The sequence below is a fragment of the Actinoplanes sp. NPDC051346 genome (genome assembly GCF_040682215.1).
Lineage (GTDB): Bacteria > Actinomycetota > Actinomycetes > Mycobacteriales > Micromonosporaceae > Actinoplanes.
This window is the reverse complement of sequence record NZ_JBFBAJ010000001.1, coordinates 316,652-334,494: the sequence shown is the minus strand read 5'-3', so window position 1 is coordinate 334,494 and position 17,843 is coordinate 316,652. Positions and strand designations below refer to the sequence as shown.

Genomic DNA, 17,843 nt, shown 5'->3' with positions numbered 1-17,843 from the left:
CAAACGGCCCTGATTGGTTGGCGGGCCACGGTTGGTCAGCGCCAGCTCGCTGAAAGAGCGGCGGTTGGTCGGCGGGCCGCTCGCTCAAGAGCGGCCCGCCGTTGGTCAGCCGGCGGCGAGTGCCTCGCGGGCGGCGGCGGCCAGCCGTTCCCGGTCAATGCCCTGAGCCTGCAACGCCCGGGCGACGGTGCCGCGGTCCTGCTCACAAACGGCGACCACGACGTGGGCGGACCGCAGCAGCGACGGTTTGGTCTCCTTGGCCAGAGCGAAGGCTCGCTGAAAGACCTGCTGCCCCGGCGACGTCATCCGGTAGGGACCGCTCGGCGCCTCAGCGCCGGGAAGGTCGCTGAGCAGCTCACTGCTCACCGCCACGCCGAACTGGCCAAGCGCGTCCCGGTGCGCCCGGTCGACGGCGGACCGGAAGTCATTGGGATCGACCCCAAGGCGACCGAACGCCGCCGAGGCCGTGCCGTCGGGCAACTCGATCGCGGAGAGCAGGAGGTGCTCGGGACCCGGAAGGTCGTCGCCGCTCTGGACGGCCTCCGCCTCGGCCCGGGTGAGAAGGGCCTTCATGGTGCGAACGTCCTTGAGGGCATTCAGCATTTTCACGAGATGGATCCCTTCATTTGGCTCACGTCTCCTTCTTGAGCGCCAGCTTCTTGTGAGCGGCCTGGGCGCTCACCCCCAGCGCTTGACCGATCTGGGCCCAGGTCCACCCGTCCCGCAGCGCCTGCGCGGCGGCGGCGCGTTCCAGCTGGTTGGCCAGGCGCCGCAGCGCCACCACCGCCGCCAGCGCGGCCTCGGGATCGTCCGGCTCCGGAATCTCCACTCGATCGATCACGTCGTCAACTTTAGTTGATGACCTCATCCTCGTCAACCAAAGTTGATGACCGCCGGCGGACAGAGCGGGTGCGGCGCCCCACCCGCCGGGGCGGTAACGTGCCAGCGTGCTGCCTTTGACACTCGCTGAGATTGCCGCCGCGGTCGGTGGGACCCTGCACGATGCCGACCCCCAGGCCCAGGTGACCGGCCTCTGCACCTTCGATTCGCGCGCCGTCGAGCCGGGTGGCCTTTATGTCGCTCTTCCTGGCGCGCGGGTCGACGGCCACGACTTCGTTGAGCAGGCCGTCGCGGCCGGGGCCGTCGTCGTCATCGCGAAGCGGCCGGTGGGGGTGCCCGCCGTCGTGGTGGACGACACCCTGGCTGCCTACGGCCGGCTCGCCACCGCCATCGTCGAACGCCTGCCGAACCTCGGCGTGGTCGGCGTGACCGGGTCGGTCGGCAAGACGACGACCAAGGATCTGATCGGGCAGGTGCTGTCCCGGCTCGGACCGACGACCGCCCCGCCCGGCAACCGCAACAGCGAGAGCGGCATGCCGGAGATCGTGTCCCGGGTCACCGCGGAGTCGCGGTTCCTGGTGCTGGAGATGGGTGCCCGCAATGTCGGCGACATCGCATATCTGACCTCGGTCGTGCGTCCCCAGGTCGGTGTCGTCCTCAACGTGGGCACGGCCCACCTCGGGGAGTTCGGCAGCCGCGAGGCCATCGCCAAGGCCAAGGGTGAGCTGGTGGAGTCACTCGCGGCGGAGGGCACGGCCGTGCTCAACGCCGACGATCCGATGGTGGCGGCGATGGCGGGCCGGACGGCGGCCAAGGTCGTGACGTTCGGTCTCAGCGCCGGGGCGACGGTGCGGGCGGAGGCGGTCGAGGCCGACGAGGCCGGGCGGGCGTCGTTCACTTTGCGTACGCCGGGTGGCGAGGCGAGGGTGACGCTGCGTCTGGTCGGCGAGCACCTAGTGTCGAACGCTCTCGCCGCGGCCGCGGTGGCGCTGCACTTCACCGATGACCTCGCGCTGATCGCCGAGGCGCTCAGCGCCGCCGCGCCGGTGTCCGAGGGGCGGATGCAGGTGTTGGAGAGCCCCGCCGGCATCACGGTGATCAACGACGCCTACAACGCCGGCCCGGTTTCCATGACCGCCGCGCTGCGGACGCTGACGAAGCTGGCGGCGGGCCGGCGGGCCGTGGCCGTGCTCGGCCAGATGAACGAACTGGGTGAGACGTCCCGCGCCGACCATGTCGGAGTCGGCACGGTCGCCGCCGAGGTGGGCGTCGACTGGCTGCTGACGGTCGGCAACGAGGACGCGGCTCAGCTGGGCCGGGCCGCCGCCGAGCGCGGTGTGGCGACGCGGCACGTTCCCGACCGGGACGCCGCGCGAGCAGCCCTGGTCGAAAGCCTGGCGCCCGGCGATGTGGTGCTCTTCAAGGGCTCCAACAGCGTCGGCCTGATGGCCCTCGCCACCGACCTGGCCACCGGCGCCGACCTAGGCACCCACTGACGGTCCGCGAAGCCCCGGGGCAGCCAGTGGGCCGTGGTCATGGGGCGCCGAGGTCGTTGAGGGCCTTGGCGGCTCCGCGGTGCAGCGGCACCGGGTCTGTCTGGCGGGCCTTGTCGAGGGTGATCTCCTTGGCGGCGGCATTGGCCTGGGCGAGCTGCGGCTGCTTCTCGAACAGGGTTCTGGTCAGGACGCAGGCCACGTCGGCGTCGAGGTTTTCGCGGACCAGCAGCAGGTTCGGCACGACGATGGTGGCTACGTCCGTGGGGGTCTTGTAGGTTGCCGCGGGAATCGTGCCCCGCTCATACACGGGATTGATTTTCTTCAGGTCGGGCAGGACGGGGGTGACGTCGAGGAACTGCACCTGGTCGCCGGCGGTGGTGAGCAGGTCGGTGATGCCCGGGGTGGGCAGGCCACCGGAGAAGAACAGCGCGTCGATCGCGCCGTCCTTCATCGCGTCGACGGTTTTCGTCAGGTCGAGGCGCTGGGCCTGGACGTCCTTGGCGGGGTCGAGGCCGGCCGCGGTCAGGACCCGCTGGGCGATGACCTCGGTGCCGGATTTGGGCGAGCCGGTCGAGATCCGCTTGCCGCGCATTGCGGCCACGTCGGTGATGCCCGCGGCTTTGCGGACGATGACCTGCGTGTAGTTGGTGTGTATGCGGGACAGGGCCCGGACGGGCTGCTTGGCGGTGAAGCTGTTGGTGCCGTTCACCGCGTCGGCGGCGCTGTCCGCGAGCGAGAAGGCCACGTCGAACTCGCCGGCCATGAGCTGCTGAATGTTCTGCACGGACGCGCCGGTCTCGGAGGCGGTGGCCTTCAGCCTGCCGCCGCCGGCCCCGATCTGTTCCGCATAGGCGTTGCCGAGGGCGAAGTAGACCCCGGTGGCGATGCCGGTGGCGATGCCGACCCTGGTGTCGGTGTCGACCTCGCAGGTGACGGCGCCGCCGGTGTCGGTCTCGGCCGCGTCCTGCTTCCCGCCGCAGCCGGCGAGCGCGAGCGCGCCGACGGCGGTCAGTGCGAGTGCCTTCCTCATGTGACTGCCTCCCCAGTGTTCTGTCGACCCGTGCCACCCGGACGGCGGCGCTGCGCGAAGGCGATGCCCGCGGCCAGGGCAAGCGCCAGAAGCCCGGCCACGATCGTGGTCGGAGCCAGGTAGAGCAGGAGCAGGCCGGCGAGGCCGCCGAGCACGCGGCTGGGTGTGCCGGCGGGGCCGATTCCCGGCACCCAGGCGCCGGCCGCGACGGCGAGCCCGGTCACCGCGAGCAGCGCGACGACGGTTGCTCCGACGATGCCCGCGACGGGACCGCGCGCGAGCAGGTATTCCCCTGGTTCGGTGAGGACGAAGGCGACCGGCACGAGGAAGGCCGGCAGCGCGTACTTGAGGGCCTGCCACATCGTCGGCACGGTCCGGCCGCCGGTGATCGCGCTGGCGCCGACGGCTGCCAGCGCCGTCGGCGGCGTGACCTCGGAGAGCACGGAGTAGTAGAAGACGAACATCGCGGCCGCCGGTGCGGGGACGCCGAGCTGGAGCAGGGCCGGCCCGATGATCACCCAGCCGATGATGAAGCTCGCCGTGACCGGCACGGCCAGGCCGAGCAGCGCGAGCGCGACAGCGGCCAGGGCGACCGTGAGCGCGAGCACCGCGGCCGGGTTGTCGGTGAGCGCCCGGGCGCCGCTCACCAGCAGCGACGCGAGCTGGCTGCCGAGGCCGGTCTTCGTCGTGGTCGCGGTGATGATGCCGGCCGCGGTGCAGACGGCGACCACCGGCAGCACACCCCGCACGCCCGTCGACAGGGCGGTGAACGCCCGCCGCGGGGTGAGCCGGGCCCGGCGGTCCAGGAAGGAGAGCGCCGCGGCCAGGGCGGTGGCATAGACCACGGCGCGCGTCGCGCTCTGTCCGAGAGCCAGCAGCACCACGATGAGTACGAGCGAAGAGAAGTGATAGCCGAACCTGCCGAGCAGTCGCAGCGCCCCGCTCGTCGGCGCGTCCACGGCCCGCACCCCGAAGCGCCGCACGTCGATCTCGACGGCGAGCAGGATGCCCAGGTAGTAGAGGAGCGTCGGGATCGTCGCCCAACCGAGGACGGTCAGGTAGGAGACGTCGAGGTATTCGGCGACGATGAAGGCGGCCGCGCCGAGCGTCGGCGGGGAGAGGATCGCGCCGACGCCGGCCGCGGCCAGCATCCCGCCGGCCTGCTCGGGTGGATATCCGGCGCGGCGCAGCATCGGCCAGGTCACGGCGCCGACGCTGACGGCGGTCGCGGTGCCCGAGCCGGAGACGGTGCCGAGCAGGAAGCCCGCGGCGACCGCGGTGCGTCCGGCGGCACCCCGCGACTTCCGGAAGGCGGCGACGGAGAGATCGACGAAGAAGCGGCTCGCCCCGGAGAGATCGAGAACGGCGCCGTAGATGGTGAACAGCACGATGTAGGTGGCGGCGACGTCCAGCGGGGTGCCGTAGAACCCACTGCCGGAGTTGTAGAGCGCGTCGACGATCTGCGCGAAGTCCAGTCCCGAGTGGGCGATGGCCCAGTCCTGGGGCAGGAGGCCGCCGTAGTACGCGTACGCGAGAAAAGCGAGACAGACGATCGGCAGCGCGAGGCCGGTCGTTCGTCGGCAGGCCTCGATGACCAGGACGAGCAGGACGGCGCCGGCGATGACGTCGGGAGTGTCGAGCAGGCCCTGGCGGTCGAGGAAGGCGTCGTAGCCCCCGGAGATCGGATAGAGGCACACGAGGAGGGTGACGGCGGCCAGGATCCAGTCGGTGGCCGTCGGCCGGTCGTCGGGGGTGCGCCCGCGCGGCAGGCCGCTGCGGTAGGCCAGGAAGACGATCGGGAGCGTGCCGGCCAGGAAGACGATCAGGTAGAACTGGCTGCCCTGGGCGAGCGGGCGGAAGACCTGCCACAGCACCAGGAGCGCGACGGCGAAGGCCACGCCCGCGACGCCGAGGCCGACCGGACCGCCGAGGGTGCGCGCGGGGCGTTCCTCATCGTCGTAGTGGACCGCCGGCGGATCGCCCGAGGGGTCGGTGAGGGTCGTCGAATCCATGGTGGACACCGGGTCGGCGGGCGCCGCCCGGTCGGCCGGAGATCGACCGTTGGCCATGGAAGGACGCTACTATGCAGGCTGCTGATGACAACCCGAGAATGACGCGATTGTGGATAACCCCCCACACCCATCACGTCACAAATCGGACATAAGCAGTTTCCGGCGCGGGGGCGGCGCGTTGATTGGGGTTATGGTGCAACGCTCATCGCTGCAGGACATTCGCGAGCAGACCTACAAGACGCGCGACGCGTGGTGGACGGTGCTGCTCGTCGATCCGGTCGCTGCCCGGTTGGTCCGGCTCGTTTCGCCGTACCGTTGGATCACGCCGAACCTGCTGACGGGCCTTGCGACCCTCCTGGGTTTCGGCGCGGCCGCCTGCTTCGGAATGCAGGGCCGCTGGTGGCTGGTCGGGGGCGCGCTGCTGTTCCATGTGAGCTTCATCGTCGACTGCATGGACGGCAAGATCGCCCGGCTGAACGGCACCGGCTCGATGTTCGGCGCCTGGTTCGACTTCATGTTCGACCGCCTCCGCGTCTTCCTCTGCGCGGTCGCCCTGTTCGGCGGCCAGTACGCGAGGACCGGCTCCAAGGCGTACCTGTGGGCCTTGATCGCGGTGACCTTCCTGGACCTGTTCCGCTACGTGAACTCCCACCAGATGGGGCGCATCCGCCAGGACATGCGCGAGCAGCTCGCGGTGGCCCGGGGTGCCGCGCCGCCGCCCGCCATCGAGGACCCCACAGTCGTGCCGCACGGCCCTCGCGCCCGGCTGCGGCACATGCTGCAGTCCCGCCGGATCCGCACGCACCTGGTGAGCGGCATCGAGTTCGAGATGGCGGTATTCATCATCGGCCCGCTGACCGGCTGGGTGCTCCAGACGTCGGTGGTCGCCGGCGCCCTCCTGCTGTTCTTCGAACTGTGGCTGATCTTCCGGCTGTGGCAGGCGACCCGCGCGTTCCCGGTGGCCCTCGCGAGGGCGCACGCGTCGGCGGCCGTGGCGGCGTCCACCCCGCCCTGGATCAGGTCTCCGGAGCCCGCCCGCGAGTTCACGACGACCACCGGTCAGTAGGCGGACACACCCGAAGCTATTGCCTCTTCTTGCATCGTTCGTCGTCGATATTGGCACCGTTCATGACGCTCCACTGTAATGACCTCACGCGGCGACGCCCCCCGTCGTCGCCGGCGAGGAGCAGTGGATGCGGACCGCGAACCTGATCGCCAACGGCGGTGCGGAGAGCGACCCCGGCGGCACCGGCCAGCCGTCGCCCGTCACCGGGTGGACGGCCCTGGAGGGCGGTGCCGCCGTCGTCGCGTACGGCACACCGGGATATCCGACGACGAGCGGGCCCGGGCCGGCCGACCGCGGCCGCAACTTCCTCACCGGCGGCACCTCGGCACGGACCCGCCTGACCCAGCTCGTGACCCTGCCGGGAACGGCGCGGATCGACGCCGGCGCGGCACGGTTCGACTTCGTCGGATGGCTCGGCGGCTATGCGGAACAGGACGACGGTGCCCGGCTCTCGCTGGAATTCCTCTCCGCGGCGAGTACGCCCCTCGGTGTCTGCGTCCTCGGCCCGGTCACCGCGTCCGACCGTGGCGCCACCACCGGATTGTTGCGGCGCGCCTGGTCCGGAGTGGTGCCGCCGGGCAGCCGTACCGCGCGGGTGCTGCTGCTTCTGACCCGCGACGGCGGTACGGCCAACGACGGGTACGCGGACAGCATCTCCCTCGTGCTCTCCACGCCCACGGCATTCCTCGGCGTGACAGCGGGAGGATCGTGATGCGGGTCAGTCGCCGTACCCTGTTGCGGGCCGCGCTCGGTGCGGGCGCGATGAACGCCTGGCCGCTCGCCGAGGGCCTGGACCCGCGCGCCGCGCACGCCTCCGCGACCGCACTCGGCGCCTCCTGGGACGCGGCGCCGTTCACGCTGGGTGTCGGCTCGGGCGACCCGCTGCCGACCAGCGTTCTGTTGTGGACGCGGCTGGCGCCGGAGCCGCTCGCCGACGTGCAGCCGCTGCCGGACGTCGTGCAGGTGGATTGGGCGGTCGCGACCGACGCGGCGATGACCGCCGTCGTGGCATCCGGCTCGGTCGCCGCGTCGGCGCTGCTCGGCCACAGTGTCCACGTGGTCGCCGAGGGCCTGCAGTCGGGCCGGCGCTACTACTACCGGTTCGGCGCGCTCGGCAAGGTCAGCCGGGTGGGCCGCACGAAGACCGCGCCGGTCGGCGCGGTCAGCCTGGTCCGGTTCGCGTCGCTCAACTGCCAGAACTACCAGTCCGGGGAATACCCCGGCATGCGGGATCTCGCCGCGGACAACGCCCTCGACTTCGTGGTCCATCTCGGCGACTACGTGTACGAGGGTTCCGAGCTGGGCACCGCCACCAGCCTGAACGACTACCGCAAGCTGCACGCGCTCTACAAGGGCGACCCGCTGCTGCGCGGCCTGCACGCCGCCCACCCGTTCTATCTCACGTGGGACGACCACGAGGTCGTCAATGACTACTCCGGCTCGCGCGGCGCGGCCACGTTCGTCGCCCGGCGCGCGGCGGCCTACCAGGGATGGTACGAGCACATGCCGCTGCGCCTGGAGGGCTCCGACACCGCCCTGCCGGACCCGCGGCTCTACCGCACCCGACGGTGGGGGGACCTGCTCGAACTGGTGGTGCTGGACGTGCGGCAGTACCGCTCGGCGCAGAACCTGGCGGACGGCACCATTCTGGGTACGGCGCAGAAGGCCTGGCTGAAGCAGCGGATCAGCCAACGCGGCTCCGGGTGGCAGTGCTGGATCAACTCGATCTTCCTCGGCCAGCAACGGATACCGCAGGGCGGATTCATGTTCACCGACCAGTGGGACGGGTTCCGCGCGGAACGGGCTGAGGTTCTGGGACACGTACGCAGCGCCGGCGGCCCCGACTTCGTCACCATCACCGGCGACTGGCACAGCGCGTTCGTACAGGACATCAAGCCCGACTTCGACAATCCGGGCGCACCGGTCATCGGCACCGAGTTCGTGGCACACTCCGCGACCTCGAGCGCCTACTCCCCGAGCTGGAACGCCACCAACGGCCCGTTGCTCGGCGCCGCCAACCCGCACCTGCGGTACTTCGAGGGCAACCGGTACGGCCACGACCTCTACGAGGTGACCCCGCAACGCTGGACCACGCGGCTGCGCGTCGTGGCGGACCGCGGCGATCCGGCGGCCGCGGTGAGCACGTTGACGAGCTGGCACGTGGACCGGGGCCGGGCCGGCGCGTACGAGGACCCGGCCACCAAGGGCTCCCCCGCCCAGTACCGCCGTTAGGGCGCGTCCCGAACCACCCTGACATTGAGATGAGACAGTTTCGGCTCTGGTGTAACACCCCGCGACGTGGTGGAGTGTCCCCATGACCGACTACGACATCATCGTCGTGGGCAGCGGCTTCGGCGGCAGCGTCACGGCACTGCGCCTGTCCGAGAAGGGGTACCGCGTCGGCGTGCTCGAGGCCGGCCGGCGCTACACGCCCCAGACGCTGCCGAAGACCTCGTGGGACCTGCGCGCGTTCCTGTGGGCGCCGGCGCTGGGCCTGCGGGGCATCCAGCGGATCACGCTGCTCAAGGACATCGTCGTGCTCTCCGCCGCGGGGGTCGGCGGCGGCTCTTTGGTGTACGCGAACACGCTCTACCAGCCGCCGGCGCCGTTCTTCAACGACGACCACTGGTCGGGGATCACCGACTGGAAGGACGAGCTGCGGCCCCACTACGACCAGGCGTCGCGCATGCTCGGCGTGACGACCCAGCCGTCGATGACCCCGTCGGACCGGGTCGTGGAGGCGGTCGCCAAGGAGATGGGCGTCGGGCACACCTTCCGCCGTACCCCGGTGGGGGTCTTCTTCGGAGAGCCCGGCAAGACCGTGCCGGACCCGTTCTTCGGCGGTGCCGGACCGGAGCGCACGGGATGCACGGAGTGCGGCGACTGCATGATCGGATGCCGTACGGGCGCCAAGAACCGCCTCGACCTCAACTACCTCTACCTGGCCGAGAAGCTCGGCGCGACGGTCCACCCGGACACCGAGGTGACGGCGCTGCGCCAGGTCGAGGGCGGCTGGCGGATCGAGACGAAGAAGCAGGTCTTCACCGCGCGGCAGGTCGTGCTCTCCGCGGGAGCGCTCGGCACCCAGCGGCTGCTGCACAAGATGCGGGACACGGGCGTGCTGCCGAAATTGTCGCGGCGGCTGGGCGCGCTGACCCGCACCAACTCGGAGGCGCTGCTGGGCGCGCAGACCAGCCGCGTGCCGGCGGAGCCCTTCTCGAAGGGCGTCGCCATCACCTCGTCCTTCCACCCGGACGAGGTCACCCACATCGAGCCCGTCCGCTACGGCCCGGGCAGCAACGCGATGGGCTGGCTCACCACCCTGCTGGTCGACGGTGGCGGCCGGGTGCCGCGACCGGTGCGCTTCCTCGGGGAGGCGCTGCGGCATCCGTGGTGGCTGCTGCGCTCGCTGTCCCACCGGCGGTGGAGCGACCGCACCATCATCGCGCTGGTCATGCAGACCCTCGACAATTCCTTGACGGTACGCCGGACCCGGCGCGGCAGGCTCACCACCGGGCCGGGCCACGGCCCCAAGAACCCCACGTGGGTCCCGGTCGGTCACGAGGCGGTCCGCCGGATGGCCAAGGAGATCGGCGGGCAGCCGGGCGGCGCGATGGGCGACATCTTCGACATTCCGATGACGGCGCACATCCTCGGCGGCGCGACGATCAGCGAATCGACCGAGACCGGGGTGGTCGATCCGTACCAGCGGGTCCACGGCTATCCCGGGCTGCACGTGGCGGACGGTTCGGTGATTCCGGCGAACCTCGGGGTGAACCCGTCGCTGACGATCACGGCGCTGGCCGAGCGGGCGATGTCGTTCTGGCCCAACAAGGGCGAGCCGGACCCGCGACCCGAGCTGGGGTCGGCCTACGAGCGGATCGAGCCGGTGGCACCGCGCACGCCGGCGGTGCCGTCGCATGCTCCGGCCGCGCTGCGCTCGGTGCCGCTCCCCCAGCCGCAGGTCCGCCCGGTGCCCAGCCAGAGGGTGCCGGAGCAATCGGCGCCAGCCACCCCTAGTCCATGAACCAGATATTCATGGAGACGCCCAGCGGCACGTGGTGGGCGAGCATCACTATCACCGCGCCTGCGCCGACGAGGAGCAAGGCGGCCCGGGTTCGTCCGGCGAGGGCGCGGGCTTTGGCGGCGAACACGATGCTCGCCACGCCGAGCAGCCCGACGGTGACGCCGCTCCGCGCGTCCGCCGAGATCAGGTAGTCGCCCGGTTCAGCCAGGACCGTGGGGAAAAGCCCCACCAGAACGAAGAAGCCCACCACGAACGCGAGTGCCCCGACACCGGCCAGAGCGGCGGTCAGCCGTTGCCGGCCGCTCTGGCCGCGCCGCAGGGGTCCGGCGACCGTCGCGACCAGTCCGAGCGAGCCGATCAGGAACGGGCCACCGAGCACGGCGGCCCAGGCGCCCAGACTCAGCATGATCCATAGTGGGGTGAGCGCCACCCACACCCCATCGGTCGGCCACAGATCCTTGGGATCGAACGTCATGCCGGCCTCCAGGCGGGCCGGCACGTCGTAGACCACGTAACGCAGGGCGACCCCGAACAACCACGACATGACCGGCCAGCCCAGTCCCAGGATCAACACCCGGGCGGTCAGGGCGAGCGCGACCGGTGCGGCCACCGCTCCGGACGGTCCGCCGGCACGACCGGAGCGTACGAGTGAGCGCAGCGTCGGCAGCGTCCACATGGCGGCCAGCAGGTATCGCCAGCGGACCGCCGCGCCGTGGGACGCCAGGGTCATCAGGTCGGCGGTCCACTCGTCGCGCTGCCGGTCGCGGAACCCGGCGGGCAGCAGCCGGGCCAGCGCCGTCACGGCGGCCCGCTCGAGCAGCGGCAATCCGGCCGTCGGCATCGCCCTGGTCACCATGCCAACCTCCGCGAGCCGGCGCGGGCATTGCGGCGCTTCTCCGCCGCCGCCAGGGCGTCCCGCGCGGCGGTCACCCCGGCCGCGGTGAGCTGGTAGTAACGCCGGCGGGGCCGCCCGGCGGCGTGCACATCGATCTCTTCCTCCCGGCTGGTCAACCAGCCGACCGTCTCGAAGGCGACGAGGATGGGATACACCGTGCCCGGCTCCAGGCCGGCCTGCACGGCGAGGTCGAGCCCGTACCGCTCCTGGCCGGGATCGTCGAGGAACGCCCGCAACGCCATCAGGCGCGGGGTCGTCATCCGGAGAGAACCCATGGCCGACACCGTAGACCCTATGCCTAGTTCTGCATAGGGGGGTGATCCGCGGGACGCCGGCCGCCCCGCCTCCGGGATGGGCGGCGACGGGGCGGGGCGTGATCGAGTCCGAGCGGACAGTCAGGCGTTCGTGCAGGGCGAGCCGTTCAGGGTGAACGCGGTGGGCGTCGCGAACCCGCCATCGACCGTGCCCTGGAAACCGAACGACGCCGGGATGCGCGCGTTGTAGCCCAGGTCGCGGGCGGAGACCGCGCCGCTGTCACCGGTCATCGCGGCGTTCCACGCGTGGGTGATGCGCTGGCCCGGGGGAAGCGTGAAGCCGAGCGTCCAGCCGTCGACCGGGCCGCCGTCGGCGGCGATGGTCACGGTGGCGACGAATCCGGTGTTCCAGTTCTCCGCCGCGTAGGTCACCCGGCAGGACGCGGGGGTGTCCCCGCCGGTCACCTCCGCGAAGAAGTCGCTGACCGCGAGTCCGACGCCGCCGCTCCACGGCTCAAACCCGGCCTGGACGCTGGTGAGATACCAGGAGTCGGTCACGGCACCGCGCCGCTTCACGTCGTCGATGAAGTCGAGGACGCTGAATTTCCAGCTTGCGATCGGTGCCGGCGCCACATAGGAGATCACTTCGTTGGCGCCGTTGCTGCCCCGCCAGACCTCCCAGGCGCGGCCGCCGACCGTCGTCGTGCCGACCACCGCGCCGACCGGCTGGATGGGGCCCTGGCGGTGGAACCAGATCATGATTTCCATGGCGTTGACGCCGTCGCGCCGGGGCGTGGGATCGAGCCAGATGTCGTACGCGGCGTCGTACGTCGCCCCACTCACGTAGTGGTACGAGATGTCGCTGGTCACGCTGCTGATCGCGGCAAGCCGCAGTGGCAGATTGGTGCCGGGCGAACAGTTCGCGTAATGGCAGCCGTAGTAGATCGCGGGGTATGACACGGGTGCCCCGCCGGTGTTGCCGACCCCGTCTTGCTTGGTGATCGAGAATCCACCGACGGTGACATTGACGCACTGTTCGGCGGCACTGCCCCAACGGTTGTTCATCACCACGTATCGGCCGCCGACGGTGGTGGAGCCGAACTGCTCGCAGATCTGTGTGTCCGCGTGGGCGGATCCGGCGAACGTGAATGTGGTGAGGCCCACGGCGACGAACAGGACGGCCGCGGCGAGGGCGCGGATGGCACGTCTCATGACAGCTCCTTCGGGGGAACCCTCGGGGGACGGGAGGGGTGTGGGAGCGCTCCCATACACGGTACAACATATTGACCAAACGGTGAAGTGTTGCCGTGAAGTTTCATGGACTCTCCGTGGTCAACCCGCCGATCGCCGTTAATTCCGCGCCATATCGCCGGTCGAAGCATCGCGACATGCGCGGTGACAATTTGCTTCGACCGCGCCGGACCGACAGAATGAATAGGCGAATTACCCGAGACAATGGCACCGCTGTAGGAGCGACCTCATCATGGCCAAGCAGGTAATCACCCTTCTGACCGACGACCTCGACGGCGGCGAGGCCGATCGCACGGTCGAATTCGGGCTGGACGGCGTGAACTACACCATCGACCTGTCGGAGAAGAACGCCGGCAAATTGCGTAAGGCCCTGGATCCGTACCTGTCGGTCGCCACCCGCGTCGGGCGCAGCGGCGCCGACGCGCGGGTCGGCCGGCGCGGCGGCGCACCGGCCAGCACCGGCCGGGCCACCCGCGACCAGAACCAGGCCATTCGCGAGTGGGCGGGCAAGAACGGATACGAGGTGTCGGAGCGCGGCCGCATCCCGAGCTCCATCGTCGAGGCCTACCACGCCAAGCGATAGATTCTCCCCGGCAGCGAAACGGCGTCGCCACACCGGCGGCGCCGTTTGGAGTTTGCGAGGATCCCGGCCGGAGGACGAATGCGCGTCATCATCGTGACTGGAGCATCGAGCGGAATCGGCCGCGCCACCGCCCTGCGGCTGGGCCGACCGGGAACCACCCTGGTGCTCGCCGCCCGCCGCGCCGAGGAGCTCGCCGAGGTGGCCGCCGCCATCGAGACGAACGGTGGCTCGGCTCTGGTCGTCCCCACCGACCTGCGCGAGCCGGACGCCATCGAGGCACTAGTCGAGCGGGCCACGACGGCCACCGGCACGATCGACGTGCTCGTCAACAACGCCGGCCTGAGCGGGCCGGAGACCGTACTGCTCGACGACCCGCGCCTGATCGCCATGGTCGACGTGAACCTGCTCGCCCCGATCCGGCTCATGCGCGCGGTCGTGCCGTCGATGCGGGCGGCCGGAGGCGGTGCCATCGTCAACATCGGATCCGTCGCCGGCGAGATCGGCGTCGGCGGTGTGTACTCGGCGACGAAGTTCGCGCTGCGCGGCATGACCGACTCCGTCCGGCGCGAGCTCGCCGGCACCGGCATCGGCGTCACGCTGATCGAGCCGGGGCGCATCGGCACCGAGATGAACGCCCGCGACGCGGACCGGCTTCCCGGGCCCGACATCGTGGTGGACGCCGTCGAGCGCGCGCTGCGCAAGCCGCGCCGGCGCATCGTGGTGCCGCGCGGCTACCGCTTCGCGATGCTCGCCTCCACCGCCCTGCCTTGGCTCATCGATCGCGCCTACGCGGGCAAGGCGGCACCACGCACTCCCAGGTCCTAGAGATGGGGCAGGAGCTTGTCGAGGCGTACGGGGAGATCGCGAACCCGGACGCCGGTCGCGTGAGCGACGGCGTTGACGATCGCCGCCGGTGAACCGACGATGCCGATCTCCCCGATGCCCTTGCTTCCCATCGGGTTGAGCTCGTCGTCCGCCTCGTCCAGCCACTCCGCGTCGATCCACTCCACGTCGGCGTGCGCCGGCACGTGGTACTCCCCGAGGTCGTGATTGACCCACTCGCCCATCGCCGGGTCCAGCACTCCCTCCTCGTGCAGCGCCATGCCCATGCCCATCGTCATGCCGCCGATGAACTGGCTGCGGGCGGTGCGGGGATTGAGGATGCGGCCGGCGGCGTACATGCCGAAGAGCCGGGAGACGCGCACCTCGCCGGTGTCGGCGTCGACGCGGACCTCGGCGAAGTGCGCACCATACGCGTGCTTGCCGTCGGTTTCCTGCTGCTCCACCAGTTCGGTGGTGTCGAAGGTCGCTTCGTCGCCGCCGGAGTCGCGCAGTTCGCGGCAGGCGCCGGTGACGGCCCAGCCCCACGACGCGCTACCCGCCGAGCCGCCCGCCACCGAGGCCTTCGGCAGCGAGCTGTCGCCGATGTGGACCCGCACCCGCTCGGGCGGCAGGCGCAGCTCGTCCGCGGCGATCTGGGTGAGGATGGTGCGCGCGCCGGTGCCGAGGTCGGTGGCGGCGATCGACACGTCCACGGTGCCGTCCGGCGAGCGCCGCACCCGGGCGATCGACGGCATCACGTTGCACGGGAAGGTGGCAGCCGCCATCCCGGTGCCGATCCACCAGGAGCCCTCCCGGCGGCGGCGCGGCCGGGGATCACGGCCCTCCCAGCCGAAGCGCCGCGCGCCCTCCCGCAGGCAGGCGACGAAGTTGCGGGCGGTGAACGGCACGCCGCTCTCCGGCTCGGCCCGCGGCTCGTTGCGGACGCGCAGCTCGATCGGGTCCATGCCGAGCTCGGCGGCGAGCTCGTCCATGGCGCATTCCAGGCCCACCGAGCCGGGCGCCTCCCCCGGCGCCCGCATCCAGCGCGGCGTCGGCAGGTCCAGCCGGACCAGGCGGTTGCGGGTACGCCGGTTCGGGGCCGCGTACATGTGCCGGCTCACGACGGCGGACTGCTCGGCCCACTCGTAGAGCCGTGACGTCTGCTCCACGGCCTGGTGGTCGACCGCGGTGAGCGTACCGTCGCGATCGGCGGCCAACCGGATCCGTTGCAGTGTGGGTGTGCGGTAGCCGACCATGCTGAACAGCGCCTGCCGGGGCAGCGCGAGCTTGACCGGGCGGCCGACGACCCGGGCAGCCATCGCGGCGAGCACGGCGTTGGGCCGGGCCGTGCCCTTGGAGCCGAAACCGCCGCCGACGTGCTCGGTGATGACGCGTACGCGGTCGGCGGGCATCCCGAAGACGGCGCCGACGGCCGCCGCGACGCCGGGCGGGTGCTGGTTGGAGTCGTAGAGCACGAGGTCGTCGCCCGCCCACAGCGCGGTCGTCGCGTGCGGCTCCATCGGGTTGTTGTGCAGCGCCGGCGTCTCGTAGCGCACGTCCACGGTGACCGGTGCCGCGGCGAACGCGGCGTCGACGTCGCCGCATTCCGTCTCCGCCGGGGAGTCCGGGTCGGCCTCGGGCGTGTAGATCTCCGGGTGGTCCTCGCGCAGCACCGCGTCGTGCGGCTCGGCGTCGATTTCCAGGCGCACGAGCTGGGCGGCACGGCGGGCGGCTTCCAGCGTACGGGCGACGACGAGGGCGACCGCCTGCCCGCGATAGCTGATCCGCTCGGACTGCAACACGGCCAGCTCGGGGTCCTTCGGCTCCGCAAGGCGCGGCGCGTTGCCATGCCACAGCACGGCCAGCACGTCGTCGGCCTCGGTGGTCGGATCGACGACGACCGAGGTGAGCGTGCCGCGCGGGACGGGCGACTGCACCACCCACGCGTACGCCACATTCTCGATCGCGTATTCGGCGGCGTACTTCGCCGCCCCGGTCACCTTGGCCGGACCCTCGATGCGGGCGAGCGGCCGGCCCACCGCACGCGACGCCGTGGTCGTCATTGGTGCGCTCCCGTCAGCCGGGCCAGGGTTGCCGAGACCAGATTGCGGATCAGCGGAACCTTGTAGGCGTTGTCGCGCAACGGCACCGCCGCGGACAGCTCCGCGTCGGCGGCGGCCAGGAATTCCTCGCGGGTGGCGGGGCGGCCGCGCAGGGCCTCTTCCGCCGCGTACGCCCGCCAGGGCTTGTGGGCAACCGCGCCGAACGCGAGTCGGACGTCGACGACGACGCCGTCCTCGGCGTGCACGGCCGCCGCGACCGCGCCGACGGCGAAGGCGTAGGAGGCCCGGTCGCGGGCCTTGCGATACGCCGACACCCGCGCGAACTCGAGCGGCGGCAGGTCCACGGCCGTGATCAACTCGCCGGGACGCAGCACGGTGTCGTCCTGCGGGGTGTCGCCGGGCAGGCGGTGCAGCTCGGTGACCGGCACGTCCCGCTCGCCGTCCGGGCCGGCGACGCGCACGGTCGCGTCCAGGGCCGCCAGCGCCACCGCCATGTCCGAGGGATGCGTGGCGACGCAGTGCTCCGAGGCGCCGAGGACGGCGAGGTTGCGATGGTCGCCCTCGCGGGCCGGGCAGCCGCTGCCCGGCGTGTGCTTGTTGCACGGCTTGGTCATGTCCATGAAGTAGCGGCAGCGGGTGCGCTGCACCAGGTTGCCGCCCGTAGTGGCCATGTTGCGCAACTGGCCCGAGGCACCCGCGAGCAGCGCCTGGCTCAGCACCGGATAGGCGCGGCGGACGAGCGGATGGGCGGCCAGGTCGCTGTTGCGGACCCCGGCGCCGATCCGCAGGCCGCCGCCGGGCAGCTCGGTCACGTCGCGCAGCGGCAGCCGGTTGATGTCGACCAGCACGTCCGGCGTGGCAACACCGAGCTTCATCAGGTCCACCAGGTTGGTGCCGCCGGCGAGGAACGTGGCGCCCTCGGTGCGGGCGGCCTCCAGCGCGGAGGGCACGTCGGTCGCGGGGGTGTAGGAGAAGGACTTCACCGGCCGGCCGCCTCGGCGATCGCCGGCACCATGTTCGCGTACGCGCCGCAGCGGCACAGGTTGCCGCTCATTCGCTCCCGGATCTCCGCGTCGTCGAGCGTCACGTCCCCGTCTGTGACGGCGCTCGGCCAGCCTCTGGCGACCTCGTCGAGCATGCCGGCCGCCGAGCAGATCTGGCCCGGGGTGCAGTAGCCGCACTGGTAGCCGTCGTGGTCGAGAAACGCCCGCTGCAACGGGTGCGGCTCCGCCTCGGTGCCGAGGCCCTCGACCGTGGTGACCCGGGCGTCCTGTTGGCTGATCGCCAGCACCAGGCAGCTGTTGACCCGGCGCCCGTCCAGGAGCACGGTGCAGGCGCCGCACTGGCCGTGGTCGCAGCCCTTCTTGGCGCCGGTCAGGTCCAGGTGCTCGCGCAGCGCGTCCAGCAACGTTGTCCGCGGGTCGATGTCCAGGGTGTGCTCGACACCGTTGACGACGAGGTTCATGACCGAATTCGTACCCGACGTCGGCAGGTTCAACCGGCG

General features: G+C 71.3%; 17 protein-coding genes. 7 read left to right on the top strand and 10 right to left on the bottom strand.

Translation table 11 applies throughout. The features are described from left to right. Positions 1-105 precede the first annotated feature (105 nt). Both AB0M36_RS01525 and AB0M36_RS01520 read right to left on the bottom strand, forming a co-directional pair. Complete coding sequence (locus tag AB0M36_RS01525; RefSeq protein WP_364152205.1) at positions 106-603, bottom strand: Clp protease N-terminal domain-containing protein; 498 nt, start codon at positions 601-603, stop codon at positions 106-108. Between the two features lie 28 nt (positions 604-631). Further along, a complete protein-coding gene (locus AB0M36_RS01520; RefSeq protein ID WP_364150700.1) occupies positions 632-868 on the bottom strand; it encodes a helix-turn-helix domain-containing protein in 237 nt (78 codons plus the stop codon). 79 nt (positions 869-947) lie between these two features. Here AB0M36_RS01520 and murF point away from each other — a divergent pair, with 79 nt between their 5' ends. Then, positions 948-2,336, top strand: a complete 1,389-nt coding sequence (gene murF, locus AB0M36_RS01515; RefSeq protein ID WP_364150697.1) for a UDP-N-acetylmuramoyl-tripeptide--D-alanyl-D-alanine ligase — start codon at positions 948-950, stop codon at positions 2,334-2,336. A 37-nt stretch (positions 2,337-2,373) separates the two neighbouring features. Here the strand turns inward: murF and AB0M36_RS01510 are convergent, their stop codons facing one another. Together AB0M36_RS01510 and AB0M36_RS01505 are read right to left on the bottom strand one after the other, a co-directional pair. Continuing rightward, positions 2,374-3,366 (bottom strand): TAXI family TRAP transporter solute-binding subunit, encoded by a 993-nt coding sequence (locus AB0M36_RS01510; RefSeq protein ID WP_364150694.1) that lies wholly within the window; start codon positions 3,364-3,366, stop codon positions 2,374-2,376. Beyond that, positions 3,363-5,378, bottom strand: a complete 2,016-nt coding sequence (locus AB0M36_RS01505; protein ID WP_364152202.1) for a TRAP transporter fused permease subunit — start codon at positions 5,376-5,378, stop codon at positions 3,363-3,365. Before AB0M36_RS01505 ends, AB0M36_RS01510 begins: the two co-directional genes overlap by 4 nt. A gap of 190 nt (positions 5,379-5,568) precedes the next feature. On the opposite strand from AB0M36_RS01505, the gene AB0M36_RS01500 reads away from it, so the two are divergent. The 4 genes from AB0M36_RS01500 (at position 5,569) to AB0M36_RS01485 (ending at position 10,471) form a co-directional block, all read left to right on the top strand. Continuing rightward, on the top strand, positions 5,569-6,444 hold the full coding sequence (locus AB0M36_RS01500) for a CDP-alcohol phosphatidyltransferase family protein (protein ID WP_364150692.1): 876 nt from the start codon (positions 5,569-5,571) through the stop codon (positions 6,442-6,444). Positions 6,445-6,571: 127 nt separating this feature from the next. Next, on the top strand, positions 6,572-7,156 hold the full coding sequence (locus AB0M36_RS01495) for a hypothetical protein (protein WP_364150689.1): 585 nt from the start codon (positions 6,572-6,574) through the stop codon (positions 7,154-7,156). Then, positions 7,156-8,676: an alkaline phosphatase D family protein gene (locus AB0M36_RS01490; RefSeq protein WP_364150687.1), complete on the top strand. Its 1,521-nt coding sequence runs from the start codon at positions 7,156-7,158 to the stop codon at positions 8,674-8,676. Before AB0M36_RS01495 ends, AB0M36_RS01490 begins: the two co-directional genes overlap by 1 nt. Positions 8,677-8,758: 82 nt before the next feature. Further along, a complete protein-coding gene (locus AB0M36_RS01485) occupies positions 8,759-10,471 on the top strand; it encodes a GMC oxidoreductase (protein ID WP_364150684.1) in 1,713 nt (570 codons plus the stop codon). Here the strand turns inward: AB0M36_RS01485 and AB0M36_RS01480 are convergent. The 3 genes from AB0M36_RS01480 to AB0M36_RS01470 form a co-directional block, all read right to left on the bottom strand. Then, a complete protein-coding gene (locus tag AB0M36_RS01480) occupies positions 10,461-11,327 on the bottom strand; it encodes a hypothetical protein (protein ID WP_364150681.1) in 867 nt (288 codons plus the stop codon). The genes AB0M36_RS01485 and AB0M36_RS01480 overlap by 11 nt on opposite strands. Further along, positions 11,321-11,641 carry a helix-turn-helix transcriptional regulator gene (locus AB0M36_RS01475; RefSeq protein ID WP_364150678.1) on the bottom strand — a complete coding sequence of 107 codons (321 nt, stop codon included), beginning with the start codon at positions 11,639-11,641 and terminating at the stop codon, positions 11,321-11,323. Before AB0M36_RS01475 ends, AB0M36_RS01480 begins: the two co-directional genes overlap by 7 nt. A gap of 120 nt (positions 11,642-11,761) precedes the next feature. Continuing rightward, positions 11,762-12,832, bottom strand: a complete 1,071-nt coding sequence (locus AB0M36_RS01470; RefSeq protein WP_364150675.1) for a cellulose binding domain-containing protein — start codon at positions 12,830-12,832, stop codon at positions 11,762-11,764. 271 nt (positions 12,833-13,103) lie between these two features. Between AB0M36_RS01470 and AB0M36_RS01465 the strand changes: the two genes are divergently transcribed. Together AB0M36_RS01465 and AB0M36_RS01460 are read left to right on the top strand one after the other, a co-directional pair. Further along, positions 13,104-13,454 carry an Lsr2 family protein gene (locus AB0M36_RS01465; protein ID WP_364150672.1) on the top strand — a complete coding sequence of 117 codons (351 nt, stop codon included), beginning with the start codon at positions 13,104-13,106 and terminating at the stop codon, positions 13,452-13,454. Between the two features lie 78 nt (positions 13,455-13,532). Then, entirely contained in the window at positions 13,533-14,279 is a 747-nt protein-coding gene (locus AB0M36_RS01460) for an SDR family NAD(P)-dependent oxidoreductase (protein ID WP_364150669.1), read from the top strand. Here AB0M36_RS01460 and AB0M36_RS01455 read toward each other — a convergent pair. From AB0M36_RS01455 to AB0M36_RS01445, 3 genes are read right to left on the bottom strand one after another with little or no spacing between them, the layout of a single operon-like run. Next, positions 14,276-16,339 carry a xanthine dehydrogenase family protein molybdopterin-binding subunit gene (locus tag AB0M36_RS01455; RefSeq protein ID WP_364150666.1) on the bottom strand — a complete coding sequence of 688 codons (2,064 nt, stop codon included), beginning with the start codon at positions 16,337-16,339 and terminating at the stop codon, positions 14,276-14,278. The genes AB0M36_RS01460 and AB0M36_RS01455 overlap by 4 nt on opposite strands. Next, positions 16,336-17,322 carry a xanthine dehydrogenase family protein subunit M gene (locus AB0M36_RS01450; RefSeq protein WP_364150663.1) on the bottom strand — a complete coding sequence of 329 codons (987 nt, stop codon included), beginning with the start codon at positions 17,320-17,322 and terminating at the stop codon, positions 16,336-16,338. Before AB0M36_RS01450 ends, AB0M36_RS01455 begins: the two co-directional genes overlap by 4 nt. Beyond that, entirely contained in the window at positions 17,319-17,804 is a 486-nt protein-coding gene (locus tag AB0M36_RS01445) for a 2Fe-2S iron-sulfur cluster-binding protein (RefSeq protein WP_364150660.1), read from the bottom strand. Before AB0M36_RS01445 ends, AB0M36_RS01450 begins: the two co-directional genes overlap by 4 nt. Positions 17,805-17,843: the final 39 nt, after the last annotated feature.